The 14,358-nt window shown below is 69.4% G+C and carries 16 protein-coding genes; 11 read left to right on the plus strand and 5 right to left on the minus strand.

Annotated features, from left to right (window positions below; genetic code table 11):
- Positions 1 to 4 precede the first annotated feature (4 nt).
- From DLJ53_RS05140 to DLJ53_RS05150, 3 genes are read left to right on the plus strand one after another with little or no spacing between them, the layout of a single operon-like run.
- The gene (locus tag DLJ53_RS05140) at positions 5 to 745 is read left to right on the plus strand and encodes an FkbM family methyltransferase (RefSeq protein ID WP_111342888.1); all 741 of its coding nucleotides are present in this window, start codon (positions 5 to 7) and stop codon (positions 743 to 745) included.
- Between the two features lie 57 nt (positions 746 to 802).
- Complete coding sequence (locus DLJ53_RS05145; protein WP_111342890.1) at positions 803 to 1,582, plus strand: succinate dehydrogenase iron-sulfur subunit; 780 nt, start codon at positions 803 to 805, stop codon at positions 1,580 to 1,582.
- 7 nt (positions 1,583 to 1,589) lie between these two features.
- A complete protein-coding gene (locus tag DLJ53_RS05150; RefSeq protein WP_111342891.1) occupies positions 1,590 to 2,549 on the plus strand; it encodes an AEC family transporter in 960 nt (319 codons plus the stop codon).
- Positions 2,550 to 2,585: 36 nt separating this feature from the next.
- On the opposite strand, the gene gluQRS is transcribed toward DLJ53_RS05150, so the two are convergent.
- The gene (gene gluQRS / locus DLJ53_RS05155) at positions 2,586 to 3,470 is read right to left on the minus strand and encodes a tRNA glutamyl-Q(34) synthetase GluQRS (RefSeq protein WP_111342893.1); all 885 of its coding nucleotides are present in this window, start codon (positions 3,468 to 3,470) and stop codon (positions 2,586 to 2,588) included.
- A gap of 211 nt (positions 3,471 to 3,681) precedes the next feature.
- On the opposite strand from gluQRS, the gene DLJ53_RS05160 reads away from it, so the two are divergent.
- The 6 genes from DLJ53_RS05160 to gloA all read left to right on the plus strand — a co-directional run bounded on the left by DLJ53_RS05160 (position 3,682) and on the right by gloA (position 7,713).
- The gene (locus DLJ53_RS05160; RefSeq protein ID WP_111342894.1) at positions 3,682 to 4,344 is read left to right on the plus strand and encodes a DNA-3-methyladenine glycosylase family protein; all 663 of its coding nucleotides are present in this window, start codon (positions 3,682 to 3,684) and stop codon (positions 4,342 to 4,344) included.
- Positions 4,341 to 4,988 (plus strand): alpha/beta hydrolase, encoded by a 648-nt coding sequence (locus tag DLJ53_RS05165; protein ID WP_111342895.1) that lies wholly within the window; start codon positions 4,341 to 4,343, stop codon positions 4,986 to 4,988. Before DLJ53_RS05160 ends, DLJ53_RS05165 begins: the two co-directional genes overlap by 4 nt.
- A gap of 90 nt (positions 4,989 to 5,078) precedes the next feature.
- On the plus strand, positions 5,079 to 5,636 hold the full coding sequence (locus tag DLJ53_RS05170) for an HNH endonuclease (RefSeq protein ID WP_111342897.1): 558 nt from the start codon (positions 5,079 to 5,081) through the stop codon (positions 5,634 to 5,636).
- Positions 5,637 to 5,783: 147 nt separating this feature from the next.
- Complete coding sequence (locus tag DLJ53_RS05175) at positions 5,784 to 6,449, plus strand: DUF1236 domain-containing protein (RefSeq protein ID WP_111342898.1); 666 nt, start codon at positions 5,784 to 5,786, stop codon at positions 6,447 to 6,449.
- A gap of 323 nt (positions 6,450 to 6,772) precedes the next feature.
- Complete coding sequence (locus DLJ53_RS05180; RefSeq protein ID WP_146619898.1) at positions 6,773 to 7,186, plus strand: hypothetical protein; 414 nt, start codon at positions 6,773 to 6,775, stop codon at positions 7,184 to 7,186.
- Between the two features lie 83 nt (positions 7,187 to 7,269).
- The gene (gene gloA, locus DLJ53_RS05185) at positions 7,270 to 7,713 is read left to right on the plus strand and encodes a lactoylglutathione lyase (protein WP_111342901.1); all 444 of its coding nucleotides are present in this window, start codon (positions 7,270 to 7,272) and stop codon (positions 7,711 to 7,713) included.
- Positions 7,714 to 7,829: 116 nt separating this feature from the next.
- On the opposite strand, the gene DLJ53_RS05190 is transcribed toward gloA, so the two are convergent.
- Positions 7,830 to 8,009, minus strand: coding sequence for a DUF1674 domain-containing protein (locus tag DLJ53_RS05190; RefSeq protein ID WP_111342903.1), 180 nt, complete (start codon positions 8,007 to 8,009; stop codon positions 7,830 to 7,832).
- 210 nt (positions 8,010 to 8,219) lie between these two features.
- Here DLJ53_RS05190 and DLJ53_RS05195 point away from each other — a divergent pair, with 210 nt between their 5' ends.
- A complete protein-coding gene (locus DLJ53_RS05195) occupies positions 8,220 to 9,200 on the plus strand; it encodes an MBL fold metallo-hydrolase (RefSeq protein ID WP_111342905.1) in 981 nt (326 codons plus the stop codon).
- Between the two features lie 52 nt (positions 9,201 to 9,252).
- On the opposite strand, the gene DLJ53_RS05200 is transcribed toward DLJ53_RS05195, so the two are convergent.
- On the minus strand, positions 9,253 to 11,385 hold the full coding sequence (locus DLJ53_RS05200; protein ID WP_111342906.1) for a primosomal protein N': 2,133 nt from the start codon (positions 11,383 to 11,385) through the stop codon (positions 9,253 to 9,255).
- Between the two features lie 53 nt (positions 11,386 to 11,438).
- Here DLJ53_RS05200 and fsa point away from each other — a divergent pair, with 53 nt between their 5' ends.
- Positions 11,439 to 12,095, plus strand: coding sequence for a fructose-6-phosphate aldolase (fsa, locus tag DLJ53_RS05205; RefSeq protein ID WP_111342908.1), 657 nt, complete (start codon positions 11,439 to 11,441; stop codon positions 12,093 to 12,095).
- Positions 12,096 to 13,115: 1,020 nt separating this feature from the next.
- Here the strand turns inward: fsa and DLJ53_RS05210 are convergent.
- Together DLJ53_RS05210 and DLJ53_RS05215 are read right to left on the minus strand one after the other, a co-directional pair.
- Positions 13,116 to 13,442, minus strand: coding sequence for an ArsR/SmtB family transcription factor (locus DLJ53_RS05210; RefSeq protein ID WP_111342909.1), 327 nt, complete (start codon positions 13,440 to 13,442; stop codon positions 13,116 to 13,118).
- A 245-nt stretch (positions 13,443 to 13,687) separates the two neighbouring features.
- Positions 13,688 to 14,266 carry a BA14K family protein gene (locus DLJ53_RS05215; RefSeq protein ID WP_111342911.1) on the minus strand — a complete coding sequence of 193 codons (579 nt, stop codon included), beginning with the start codon at positions 14,264 to 14,266 and terminating at the stop codon, positions 13,688 to 13,690.
- Positions 14,267 to 14,358: the final 92 nt, after the last annotated feature.

Genomic DNA, 14,358 nt, shown 5'->3' on the forward strand with positions numbered 1-14,358 from the left:
CGCCATGAGGATCCCCCGCTGGCTGCGGCGCACGCCGCTGGTCAAGACGCCGCTGCGCCGCTTCGCCAAGCGCCACGCGCCGAGAGGGCCGGTGCACCTGACGGTCGGCGGCCTCGCCTGGCACCTCGCCCCGCGCGACAACAAGGTCGACTTCGACATCTGGTACAAGCGCCGCCTCGACGAGCCGTACGAGCGCGACTTCCTGGCCTCGCAGCTCGGCGCGGGCGACCTCTTCGTGGACATCGGCGCCAACATCGGCCTCTACACCGTCGCCCTCCTCGCCGAGGTGCCGGGCCTGTCGGCGGTGACGTTCGAGCCGCTCGACAGGCTGCGAGAGCGGCAGGTGGCGAACCTTGCCGCAAACGGGCTGAGCGGTCGCGCAAGGGTGTCGGCCGACGCGGTCGGGCCCGAGGGGGAAATGACCCTCTACGAGAGCATGAATGCCGGGCGCTCATCGCTGATCGCGTTCGAGGGGGCGAGGGGGAGCCGCAAGGTGAACGTGCGTCCGCTCGCCGCGCTCCTGACGCGTCCGCCGACGGCGATCAAGATCGATGTCGAGGGATTCGAGGCGGATGCGCTGATGCCCTACTTCGACGCCACGGGGCCGGAGGACTGGCCCCGGGCTGTCGTCATCGAGACGCTCCACCGTGCGCTATGGTCACGAGACTGTCTTTCAGAGTTGTTCCAGAGAGGATATGTGCTAGCTGGAGAGACGGATGAGAATGCCCTGCTCGTCCGCGCCTGACCGACCGCTCGACTGAACGATCGACCAGACGGCCCACGAGCGATACAGAGTGAAGACATGGTCCAGCTGACGCTTCCGCAGAACTCCCGCATCAAGACCGGCAAGACGTGGCCGAAACCCGAAGGCGCCACGAACCTGCGCGAGTTCCGTGTCTACCGCTGGCAGGAGGAGGGGGACGAGAACCCCCACATGGACACCTACTACGTCGACACCGACGATTGCGGTCCCATGATCCTCGACGGACTGCTCTACATCAAGAACAAGATCGATCCGACTTTGGTCTTCCGTCGGTCCTGCCGCGAGGGCATCTGCGGGTCCTGTTCGATGAACATCAACGGCCGCAACCACCTCGCCTGCACCACGGGCATGGACGAGGTCGAAGGCCCGGTGACGCTGCATCCGCTGCCGCACATGCCGGTGGTGCGCGACCTGGTGCCCGACCTCACCAACTTCTACGCCCAGCTCCGCGAGATCGAGCCGTGGCTGCAGACCGACACGCCGCAGCCGCAGAAGGAATGGCGTCAGAGCCACGAGGACCGCGAGAAGCTGAACGGCCTCTACGAGTGCATCCTGTGCGCCTGCTGCACCACCTCGTGCCCGTCCTACTGGTGGAACGGCGACCGCTACCTCGGCCCGGCCGCGCTGCTCCAGGCGCACCGCTGGATCGTCGACAGTCGCGACGAACGCACCGGCGAACGTCTCGACAAGCTGGAGGACCCCTTCCGGCTCTACCGCTGCCACACGATCATGAACTGCGCCAACGCCTGCCCGAAGGGCCTGAACCCGGCGGAAGCCATCGCCGAGATCAAAGCGCTCATGGTGGAGAGACGCGTCTAGGCCGAACGTGGCGCTCGGCCTTCTCGCCTCGACAATCCTGCCGGTCTTCGGGTTCATCGGGATCGGCTACCTCACCATCGTCCTTCGCGTCCTGCGCGACGAGACGGCGGACCACCTCTCGAACTTCGTGTTCACGCTGGGTGTGCCGCTGCTTCTCATCCGCGCCATCGGCACGATGCAGCTTCCGGACGTGTCGCCCTGGCCCTTCTGGGGCGTCTACTTCTCCTCCGTCCTGATCAACATCGGCCTCGGCATGCTGGTGACCGAGCGCATCTTCAAGCGGGATGCGCGCGCCGGCGTCATCGGCGGCATGTCCGCCTCGTTCTCCAACCTCGTGATGGTCGGCGTGCCGCTCGTCAGCCGCGCCTACGGCGACGAGGGGCTGGTGACCGCCTTCCTCCTCATTTCGGTGCACATGCCGTTCATGATGACGGTGTCGGCGCTGCTGATCGAGGTTGCCGAGTACCGGGACGGGTCGGCCGCGGGACGGCTCGACTTCTTCGGCGCGATCAAGCGGGTGGTGCGCCAGCTGCTGCGCAATCCGCTGATCATCGGCATCCTCATCGGCACCGCCGTGCGCCTTACCGGGCTGCCCATCGTCGGCGTGCCGCGGGCGCTGGTGGACGGTCTCGCCAACACGGCGATCCCGCTCGCGCTGGTCTCGCTCGGGATGAGCCTGCCGCGCTACGGCCTGCGCGGGCACGTCATGCCGGCGATCGTCCTGTCGGCGCTGAAGCTCCTGGTCATTCCGTCGGTCGTCTACGTGCTGGCCTTCCACGTCGCCGGCATGCCGCCGCTCCCCGCCGCGGTGCTGGTGCTGGCCGCCGCCTGCCCGACGGGCGTGAACGCCTACCTCATCGCGGTACGCTTCCAGACCGGCCTCGCCCTCTCCGCCAACACGATCACCCTCACCACCGCCGCCTCGATCATCTCCTTCACGCTCTGGCTGACGATCGTCGCAGGGTAGGGGCGTCGGGGGCGAAGGCGGGTCCGCCGGCCGGTCTCACCGCGTCGGGAGCGGCGGGGGCGGGGTCTCGCGGGCGGTCGCCTCGTGGCGGACCATGTCGGCCGTCCAGCCGGCCTGCCGCATCGCGCCGAGGCCGAGCGCCCCGTTCGACTTGGAGAGCTTGCGTCCGTCCTCGCCGAGGACCAGCCCGTGGTGGTGGTAGAGCGGGGTGGGGAAGCCGAGGAGCACTTGCAGGACCCGGTGCACCGCGGTCGCCGTCAGGAGGTCGGCGCCGCGCACGATGTGGGAGATTCCGTCGTCCGCGTCGTCGACGACGACGGAGAGGTGGTAGCTCGTCGGCGTCTCCTTGCGCGCCAGCACCACATCGCCCCAGGACATCGGGTCGAAGTGGGCCGCCGTCCGCCCGGCGCCGGACGGGCCGATCTCCGTCCAGCCGGGACGCCCGACCTCGTTGACCGCGCGGGCCATGTCGAGGCGCCAGGCCGCCGGCGCGCCGAGCTGGCGCCGCCGTTCCGCCTCCTCCGCGCCGATCACCGCCGCGTCGCCGGAGAAGCGCGGCGCGCCGTCGGGATCGCGCGCGACACCGACGACCCGCGCGTGGTCCGCGATCTCGCGGCGCGAGGCGAAGGACGGATAGACGAGGCCGCGCCGGGTAAGCTCGGCGAGGACCGTGGCGTACCGGTCGAAGCGCGTGCTCTGCCGGCGCAGTGGCGGGGTCCAGACGACGCGCAGCCAGGCGAGGTCCTCCAGGATCATCGCCTCGTATTCCGGACGGCAGCGGATCCGGTCGATGTCCTCCATGCGCAATCGCAGCGGACGGTCGAGCGCGGCCGCCATCCGCTCGTTGGCGATGGCGCTGAGGGCGTGGCCGAGGTGCAGGGGGCCGTTCGGACTGGGGGCGAAGCGCAGCATGGGCGCCATTTTGCCTCAAGTCGGGCAAGTCGGGCTAGCGCCGACTGGCGGCGATTCCTTGTACTTTCAGGCTTCTTTTCCGTCGGTTGGACCCTGGGTGCCGCTTTCTGACCTATGCGGCGCCGAGGTGCCGGGGGCGTCCGGTTTGATCCAGATCGGCAGGAAGAGGGGCCCGCATCGGTGCTTGCGCGCGCGGCGCGCGGCTGTAATCGTCCCCGCCATGGAACGCATCCGCACCGAGGCCGACGTCGAGGCCGCGCTGGTCCGCCTCGCCGCGGCCGATCCGCGCCTCGCCGCCGCATGGGAGGCGGTCGACCACGTTCCCCTTCGGCTCCTCCCGGGGGATTTCGCCGGGCTTTGCCGCATCGTCGCCGGGCAGCAACTCTCCACCGCGTCCGCCGCCGCGTGCTTCGCCAAGGTCAGCGCCGCGTTCGACCCGCTGACCGCCGAGACGGTCCTCGCCGCCGACGAACCGGCGCTGCGCGCCGCAGGCCTCTCGCGCCAGAAGGCGGCAACCTTCCGTGCCGTCGCCGAAGCGGTTGCTGCGGGGCTCGACATCGACGGCCTCGCCGAGCGCCCGGCGGAGGAGGCGCGCGCGGCGCTGGAGGCGATCCGCGGCATCGGGCGATGGAGCGCGGACCTCTACCTCATGTTCTGCGCCGGCCATCCGGACATCTTTCCGGTCGGCGACCTCGCCGTGCGTCGCGCCGCGCAGCGCGTGATGGGGCTCGAGGAGGAGCCGTCGCCTGCCGAACTCGACACCCTCGCCCTCGTGTGGTCGCCCGACCGGTCGGTCGCCGCGCGGCTGATGTGGGCCTACTATCGCACCGCGCGGCCGGCGCCGCGCACCAAGACCAGCGTTCCGGAGGGCGCACCGCTTTGACACTATCGGGTCCACGCAGGCCGCCGCGCTCCGGCAAGCCGCCCAACGCCATCGTCATCTTCGTCCACGGCTACGGCGCGGACGGCTCCGACCTCATCTCGCTCGCGGACCACTTCGCGCCCGTCCTGCCGGACGCGCTGTTCCTCTCGCCCGACGCGCCCGGCATGACGCCACACGGCGGTCGGGAGTGGTTCCCGCTGACGATGCGCGACCCGTCGGAGTACAAGCGCGGGGTCGAGGCTGCGGCGCCGCATCTCGACCGCTACATCGACGCCGAGCTCGAGCGCCATTCGCTCGACGAGAGCCGCCTCGCGCTGGTCGGCTTCAGCCAGGGCACGATGATGTCGCTGCACGTCGGCTTCCGCCGGCCCAGGCCGATCGCGGCGGTTGTCGGCTTCTCCGGCCTCTGCGCCGGGGCGCAGGCGGACGCGGTCAGGCCGGCACCGACGCTGCTGGTGCATGGCACCCATGACGAGGTGCTGCCCGCGGCCTTCACGCTGCAGGCCTCGCAGGTCCTCGGCGAGGCCGGGATCCCGGTAGAATGGCATTTCCGTCCGGGACTTGGCCACGGCATCGACGGGGAGGGCCTCGGCATGGCCGCCGTCCATCTGCAGACGCACTTGTCCAAGGTGCCGCAGGTGTGAGTTATCGTTTGGGCCTTCACATAGGCGTCACGTTGGAGCACGATAAATGCGCCATGAGACATCTGATTCGATCACGATGGGTTAGGTAGGATGAGCATAGCGGTTCATCCCGATGCGCACCCCACGCTGGTGCTCAACGCGGACTACCGGCCGCTGAGTTATTATCCTCTGTCTCTCTGGTCATGGCAGGACGCGATCAAGGCCGTATTTCTTGATCGCGTGAACATCGTCTCGGAATATACGCACGAGGTGCGGAGCCCCTCCTTCCGGATGCGGCTTCCCTCGGTCGTCTCCCTCAAGACCTACATCCGGCCCGCCCGCTTCCCCGCCTTCACGCGCTTCAACGTGTTCCTGAGGGACCGGTTCGAGTGCCAGTACTGCGGCTCGCTGGACGACCTCACCTTCGACCACCTCATCCCCCGCTCCCGCGGCGGCATGACCACGTGGGACAACGTCATCACCGCCTGCTCGCCCTGCAACCTGCGCAAGGGCAACAAGAGCTGCCGCGCGGCCGACATGTTCCCCCGGCACGAGCCCTTCAGGCCGACCGTCCAGGACCTTCACAACAACGGTCGCCTGTTCCCGCCCAACTACCTCCACGAGAGCTGGCTCGACTTCCTCTACTGGGATACCGAGCTCGAGCCCTGACCGTCGGCGGTCCAACGGCAAAATCGGGTAAATCTGTCAAAATTTAAGGCGCTGGCCATAGATCGTTGCCCATTTCGGCAACATATAGCGGGCCACGGAACTCTATCGCCCCCGACGCGGTTTGTCGTCGGTCCAAAGGAGGATGCAATGAACAAGACAGCTTTGCGCGCCATGATCGTCAGCGCCGCGCTGATCCCGGCCGCGGCTTACGCGCAGTCCGCTGGTTCCGTCACCACCGACCTCAACCTGCGTTCCGGTCCCGGCAGCAACTATCCGGTGCTGACCACGATTCCGGCCGGTGACGAGGTCGTCGTCAACGGCTGCGTGACCGACACCTCCTGGTGCCAGGTGAGCTTCGCCGGCAAGAACGGCTACGCCTACGCCCAGTACCTGACCGTCGCGGCCGACACCGGCGAGGCCGTCGTCGTCTCCGAGCGCCGTGGCCTGCTGCCGCAGATCGCTGCCGAGACCATCGACGCGGTCGGCAACACTGCCGGCGCGGTCACGGGCGCTCTCATCGGCGGCACCGTGGGCCTCGTCTCCGGCGGCGTCGGCGGCATGGGCAAGGGCATGACGAAGGGTGCCGAGCGCGGGGCGAACAGCTTCCAGCTCGCGGACACCACCGTCGTCTACGTTCAGGAGCACCCGGTCCAGCCGATCTACCTCGACGGCGAGGTCATGGTCGGCGTCGGCGTCCCGACGGACGTGGAGCTCTACGAGGTTCCGCAGTCGCCCTACCGCTACGTGAACATCAACGACACGATGGTGCTGGTCGACCCGAACAGCCGCGAGGTCGTCTACGTCTTCAGCTGATCCGTTCGGCGCATCTGAAGAATACAAGCGGTCGGGTCCGGAGAGGACCCGGCCGCTTTTTCGTTGCGGAGGCCCTGCCGGACGGCTCGGCCGGGTCCTGAGGGCGGGCGCCTAAAGCTGAATTTGAAATTCCGTTGTTGCCAAATGACGCCCGGGAGCCGATGTGCAGATGGCATTCATGTTGTTTCCCCTTCCAGGCGACTCTGGCGAGGGGCGTTCGACGCCCGCGGGCGATCTCGAACAGCGTATTGTGCAGGGTCAAGCCGCTCGGAACGTTGGCGCTTTCCGCAGTCTCGCGACCCTTTGAAGAAGGGTTCTCGTCCGTGAGACGCAAACGTAGCCGACACCTCGAGACGCTCCACCGCGTGGTGGGCGGCCTGTCGGCGCTGATCGCCATCGTCGGTCTCATCGTCATCGCTTCCCTTTCCGGCGCCTTCGCGGCGCCGCATGACGGCGACGCCCGTGTCGACCGGAACGCGGATGGTCCCTCCCCGGCGCCGTTCGAGGTAGCTCAGGCGACGTTCGTGCGGCAGGACGTGATCTATCCGGACAGGGTGTTCGTCGCGGACCCGCGGATCGCCGGGGGACCGTGCGGGGCCGGCTGCGGCGGCGCGGTCGCGGGGGAGATCGGCACGCGCAAGGTGAAGGAGCGCTACTGGTACCGGGCGCGCTCCATCACCGCGCCTTCGGCGGTCTCGCGCCCGGCCTGCGCCAGCCACGAGTGTGCCGTTCGGTGATTGAATCGGGCCATAGGCCAATCCGACGTTGGCGTCGGGCGCGATTGGACTAGGTTGAGGGGGAATCCGAAGGCGGAGAGCCCATGCAATACCTTCACACCATGGTCCGGATCACGGACGTCGACCAGTCCCTCGACTTCTACTGCAACAAGCTCGGTCTGCGCGAAGTGCGGCGCATCGACAGCGAGCAGGGGCGCTACACGCTGATCTTCCTCGCCGCGCCGGACGATTTCGGCCGCGCCCAGAGCGAGGCGAAGGCGCCGATGCTGGAGCTGACCTATAACTGGGACCCGGAGGACTACTCCGGCGGCCGCAACTTCGGCCACCTGGCGTTCCGCGTGGACGACATCTACGCGACCTGCCAGCGTCTCCTCGACCAGGGCGTGACGATCAACCGTCCTCCGCGCGACGGCCGGATGGCGTTCGTGAAGTCACCGGACAACATCTCGATCGAGCTGCTCCAGAAGGGCGACAGCCTGGCGCCCGCCGAGCCCTGGTCCTCGATGGAGAATACCGGCTCCTGGTGAACCGGAACCGGCGGTCGTCGAGGTCCGGACCACCGGACCGGCCGGGGGAGCCCGCGGGATCCTCCGGCGAGTCTCCGGCCGCCGTGGCGTTCCGCCGGTGGGAGCGAGGGCGCCGGTCAGAAGTCGGTGGCGATCCCGTTGACCTCCCAGTCGCCGTAGCGGACGGGCTCCGGGCCGGCGCGCCCACCCTCTTCCGGGGGCAGGGGCTCGGTCTGCTGCGCGGCCTTGCGGCGGGCCTCCGCCTCGGCGAGGGCGCGCTTGGCCGCTTCGGTGAGGGGCGGTCGATCATCGGTCATGCGTTCACTCCTGACCCATTTCGCGCGATATTTCAACGCGGCGACGCGGTCCGGCCACCCGTTGCGGCGCCGGAGCTGGCCGCGGGCGGCGCCACAGGTCGTCACAGGGGCGTGTTCGGCTATGTGCTTGCTATAGCACATAACCTAGCCTAGGACGAATCCACAAGAAGGCCCGCCACAGGTGCGCGGCCCACCTCGAGGAGGTCCTCCATGTCCATGTCGATCAACCGTCGTCATCTCATGTGCGCCGCCGCGGCGGCCGGTACAGTCGCCGCGCTTCCCCTGACCGCGGCGCGGGCGCAGACCCCCCCGGTCAAGCCGACCATGAAACAGGCCCCGGCCTTCCGCCGCTTCAGCCTCGGCGACTGGGTCGTCACCGCCGTCGCGGACGGCGGCATCACCATGAACGCCGGCGTCCTCCCCGAGTTCTCCGAGGCCCAGTTCGCCGAGGCGATGGAAAAGGCGTTCCTTCCGGCGGACGCGTTTCCGGCCTCGATCAACACCTTCCTGCTTCAGAACGGCGACCGGACGATCCTGGTCGACACCGGCGGTTCCAGCCGGATGGGCCCGACCGTCGGCAGGACGCTGGGCAACCTCGCCGCCGCCGGCGTCGAGCCGGGCGACATCGACACGGTCCTCATCACCCACATGCACGGCGACCATATCGGCGGCCTGATCGACGGCGACGGCGCCGCGGTGTTCCCCAACGCCGAGGTGGTTGTGCGCGACAGTGAGCTCGCGTTCTGGACCGACCCCGAGCAAGCCTCGAGCGTCCCCGAGCGCCAGCGCGGCACCATCGAGGCCGCGACCGCCGTCGCGAACGCCTACGAGGGCAACCTCACCACCTTCGCGGACGACGTCGCGGTGGTCGACGGCATCGAGGCGATGGCGCTCTACGGCCACACCCCCGGCCACACCGGCTACCGCCTGGAGGGCGGGGGTCAGACGCTGCTGATCTGGGGCGACATCGTGCATATCGCACCGGTGCAGCTCCCGGACCCCAGCGTCTACATCGGCTTCGACGTGACGCCGGAGGAGGCGGTGGCGACCCGCCAGAAGCTCCTCGACATGGTGGCGACCGAGCGGATGATGATCGCCGGCATGCACATGCCCTTCCCGGCGTTCGGCCACATCGCGCGCGACGGGGACGGCTACGCCTTCGCCCCGGCCTACTGGCAGTACTCGCTCTGAGGCAGCGGGTCCGGGCGCGCCCGCCGCGGCCTGACCCGCTCCCCGCACGGCCCTAGAGGAAGGATTGGGGGTCGATGTCGACGGAGCGGCGGACCGCGCCCTCGACCGGTACCTGATCGAGCCACGCCGCCATGATCGACTGCAGCGGCGTGGTCCGGGGGGCGCGCACCAGAAGGCGGAAACGGTGCCGGCCGCGCAGCACCGCGAGCGGCGCCTCCGCCGGCCCCAGCACCTCCACCCCGTCCATCGGCGCTGTGCGGGCGAGGGCGACGGCGTGGGCGTGGGCCTCCGCCCGGTCCGGCGCCGAGACGATTACCGAGGCGAGGCGCTGGAACGGGGGCAGGCCGCCATCGCGCCGCGCGTCCGTCTCCTCCTGATAGAAGGCCTCGCCGTCGCCGGAGACCATCGCGCGGATCACCGGGTGATCCGGCGCGTGCGTCTGCAGGAGGGCGCGGCCGCCGGAGTGGACGCGCCCGGCGCGCCCGGTCACCTGCGTCAGGAGCTGGAACGTGCGCTCGGCGGCGCGCGGGTCGCCGTTCTCCAGCCCGAGGTCGGCATCCACCACGGCGACGAACTGCAGCCGCGGGAAGGTGAACCCCTTCGCCACGAGCTGGGTGCCGACGATGATGTCCCGCTCACCCTTCTCGACGCGCTCCAGCGCTTCGGCGAGCGCCTTCGGTCCGCCGCCGAGGTCGGACGAGAGCACCTCGCAGCGTGCGGCCGGCCAGAGGGCGCGCGCCTCCTCCTCGACGCGCTCCACGCCGGGACCGCAGGGAACCAGCGTGTCGGTCGCGCCGCACTGCGGGCAGGACGTCGGGCGCGCCTCCTCGTGGCCGCAGTGGTGGCACACGAGGCGGGCGCGGAAGCGATGGTCCACCAGCGACGCGGCGCAGTTGGGGCAGTGGAAGCGGTGCCCGCAGCCGCGGCAGACGGTGAGCGGCGCGTAGCCGCGGCGGTTGAGGAAGAGGAGCGCCTGCTCGCCCCTCTCCAGCGCCTCGGTCACGGCCCGACGGACCGGCGGCGACAGCCATTCGCCGCGCGGCGGTGCGGCCCGGCGAAGGTCCACGGCCTGGATCGTCGGCAGCGAGGTGCCGCTGTGGCGCGAGGGGAGCACCACGCGGCGGTAGCGCCCCAGGTCGGCGTTGATGCGCGTCTCCACAGACGGCGTGGCCGAGGCGAGGACCACCGGGATCCCGGCGGCGCGGGCGCGCGCGACGGCCATGTCGCGGGCGCTGTAGATGACGCCGTCCTCCTGCTTGAAGCTCGGATCGTGCTCCTCGTCGACGACGATCACGCCGAGGTTGGAGAACGGCAGGAAGAGGGCGGAGCGGGCGCCGACGACGACCCGCGCCTCCCCGGTCGCGGCGGCGCGCCAGAGGGCGACGCGGGCGGCGGGCGTGCGTTCGGAGTGCCACTCCTCGGGCGCCTCGCCGAAGCGGCGGGTGAGGCGGGCGGTTACCATCGGGGTGAGCGCGATCTCGGGCATCAGGACGAGCGCCTGGCGACCTGCCTCGAGCGCGGCGGCGACCGCCTCGAAGTAGACCTCCGTCTTGCCCGAGCCGGTGACGCCCTCCAGCAGCGTCACGCCGAAGCCCGTCTCGCGCAGCGCGCCGACGGCCTCGGCCTGGTCGGGCGAGAGCTCGGGGGGGACCTCAGTCGGGCGCGGCCTCTCCGGCTCGCTGACGGCGACCTCGGCGATCACGCCGGCCTTGATAAGGCCGGTGATGACCGCCGGAGACGCGCCGGAGAGGGCGGCGAGCTCGCGCCGGGCGAGGGGGCCGGCCGCCAGCGCGTCGCGCACGGCGGTGCGTGCGGGGGTCCAGCGCTCCGGCTCGGTGCCGGTGAGGGCGAGGGCGGTCTGCGGCGGGGCGTCGGCGAGACCCTCGCCGTTGCGCAGCACCATCTTCAGCACCGCGCCGCGCTCCGTCATCGTGTAACGCGCGAGGAAGTCGACGAAGGCGCGCAGCTCGTCGGTGAGGCGCACGCGGCTGGCACGGCCCTTGATGGGCTTGAGGCGGGCCGCGTCGAGCGTCTCGTCGGGTGCGTCGTCCCACACCACTCCGACCACCGTGCGCGCGCCGAGCGGCACGGCGACGACGTCGCCGGGAGCGTACGGCTCCTGTGCAACATAGGTCAGGAGTCCGAGGCGGTGGGGCAGGAGCACGGAGAGACGCGCGGCTGTCATTGCGGGCGCGATCCTGTAGGAGAGGCGTCACAAGTGCACTGGGAGAAGCGCAGATGCAATTCTTTGTCGACACCGCCGACGTGGGCGAGATCAAGACGCTCGCCGAGACCGGGATGCTGGACGGCGTGACGACCAACCCGTCGCTGATCATGAAGGCCGGGCGGCCGATGCTCGAGGTGATCGCCGAGATCTGCAGCATCGTCGACGGACCGGTGAGCGCCGAGGTGACGGCGATCGAGACCGAGCAGATGATCGCCGAGGGGCGCAAGCTGGCCGAGATCGCGCCGAACATCGCGATCAAGCTGCCGCTGACCTGGGACGGCCTGAAGGCGTGCCGCGCGCTGACGGCGGACGGGCACATGGTCAACGTGACGCTCTGCTTCTCGTCGGCGCAGGCGCTGCTGGCGGCGAAGGCTGGGGCGACGTTCATCTCCCCGTTCATCGGCCGCCTCGACGACATGGGTCTCGACGGGATGAAGCTGATCGAGGAGATCCGCGCGATCTACGACAACTATGAGGATCTCTCCACGGAGATTCTGGCGGCCTCGATCCGCACGACGAACCATGTTCAGCAGGCGGCGATCGCGGGTGCGGACGTTGCGACCATTCCGCCGGCCATTCTGTCGAAGCTCATCCATCACCCGCTGACGGACAAGGGTCTGGACCAGTTCCTCGCGGATTGGAAGGCGACGGGCCAGTCGATCCTCTGAGGATTGCCCTGCGGTCGAGTGCGGCGGGAGCGCGGCGGCGACCGACGATGGGCGGTGCGGCGTGGACGGTGCGGCCGGCGCAGCCGCACGACCCGGGAAGGGCGGCGTACGGTCGTCGTCCTTCGGTCGCCACCGGCCACCCGTCACGCACCGGAGGCCGGGCAGCACGCGGCCTGACGCTGGTTTTCCGTCACCCGTCGGCCGGGTGGCCCGCGACCGGTCCACGCCGGGCTGTGTCCTACCGGGGTATGCGGCCATCGCCGGTTCTATTCACTGGTAGAGGGGCGCCCGTGACCAGCCCACTCCGGGCCGCCCGACTGGGGGTCTGCGGCCAGGGCCCGTCGTCCTGACCGGTAGCCAGTTGCTCGTCGCCGGTCCATGCCGGGCTGCCTGACCGGCGGTCTGCGGCCATTGCCGGGGGTCATCTCCGATGGCCGGCGCGCATCGCCGGATTGCGTCGAATTGCCTGACGGGCGGCAGGCGATCCAATTCGGTCTGCGTCGGCGGTTGGCGGTCGCCGGTCCTTGTCGGGCGGCACGCGACTGGAGCCCAGCGAACTGCTCCCTCGACATGTCATGAGACATCGCGCCCGGACGCGGAGCTGCGCGCTGGCACAACCGGTGGTTCGTTCTGCGATCATGCTGGCAGGTGCGCGCGGTCGGCCGTCGCCGGCCCCTGCCGGGTGGTGCGCGGGGCGGCGTGGGGTCCCGTCGGGGCGGGGCGTCAGGCACGGCTTGAGCCAGGTGGCGGCGGAAGAGCAGGGCCGCGCCACGGGGGCTCACCCTCAACGGGTTGAGGTGGGCATTGCCGGCTGTCCCCCGGGCGTCCGGAGACGCTAACCGAGGGGCAGCGGCTGCACGGGGACGGCGCCTGGAACGTCGTCACGAAGTTCGTTGCGGATCGGCGTCTCCCGGGCGAGGCCGGATCCTTCGGTCGCTTGTCTCATCGTCCGCGGTGTTGCGGTGGTCGTGTGCGGCGACGCACCTTCAGGTGGTGGTCGCCGGCGCGCCCCGCAGGCCGTCAGGCGTGCATCGCCAGCGGGCGGGTCGGCGCGGACGGACGGTCGGGCAGGATCGTGATCCGCTGGCCGAGCCAGTCACCGATGATGTCCAGCGCTTCCGGGCGCACCCGGATCATGCGGCGCTGGCGGTCGATCCGGCGCTCCACGAGGCCGGCGGTTTCGAGGACCCGCAGGTGGCGCGAGATCGCCGGCGGGGTCACGCTGAACGGGGCGGCGATGGCGCCGACCGGCAGCTCGCCGTCGTCCAGCAGACGGTTGACGATGGCGAAGCGGGTTTCGTCCGAAAGGGCAGCGAAGACAGCCAGAAGTTCATTGGTACCAGACATTGCAACAACTTCCTCTCGTCATGGTTGCGATATGCACGTTTTAGTATATACGAGCCTACCGCGCAATGGGACTCATCCACTTTTGATTGTTTTCTAGATAGCTTGATTGAAGCTCGGATTCAATGGGCAGTTGTTACGACATGGGTATGAGAGGTAGAACCCAAATTGCGTTAAGTTGCTGAAGTGAGACAGAAATAAAAAAAGCCGGCCCGTAGGCCGGCTTGCGAACACCAAAAAATGTGTTGTCAGGGCAGGCGGCAGGTATGCCGGTACCCATCGTACCCCAGGTACGTGCCGTCGCTGGCGCGGAAGGAGTTGTACTTAAGGTCGCACTGGCGATACCACTCTGCCGAGTATGGCGCCGCCACGGCATATGTGGGCTGTTGTACGACAACGGTGCGGCTGGAATTGGCCAGCGCGCTGCCGGCGACCAGGCCGGCCGTCCCGGCGATCAGCGCACCCGCGAGGACCGCCCCGGTGTTGTCGTAGTAGTAGCCGCCGCGGCGGTAGTACCAGCGATTGTTCCGGTAGACGCGGTCCGGACGGTTCGCGAGATGGCGGTTGCGGTGGCGCAGGTTCTGGTTGTTGTAGCGCAGGGCGCGGTTACGCCGCTCCAGCTCGCGCCGCGTCTGCGCCACCTGGATGCCCTCGTCCGCCATCGACGCCACCGAGGTCGCGACGGGATCCGCCAGACTCGGCGCGAAGGTCGCCTCGACCGGCACCCCCGGGATCTGCGAAGCGTGCGCGCCCAGCGGCACCATCATGGCCATCGCGGCGCACAGGCTCGCGACCTTGCCGGTCCTTTGCATTTTCTGAAGGATCATCGGACCCCCTCCTGACTGCTAGGCCGGCACGGTCGGGGAGACCGCACCGGTGATCGATGACAACCTATTCGCCCCGAACTGAACGCGGATTG

This window comes from Acuticoccus sediminis, assembly GCF_003258595.1.
Lineage (GTDB): Bacteria > Pseudomonadota > Alphaproteobacteria > Rhizobiales > Amorphaceae > Acuticoccus > Acuticoccus sediminis.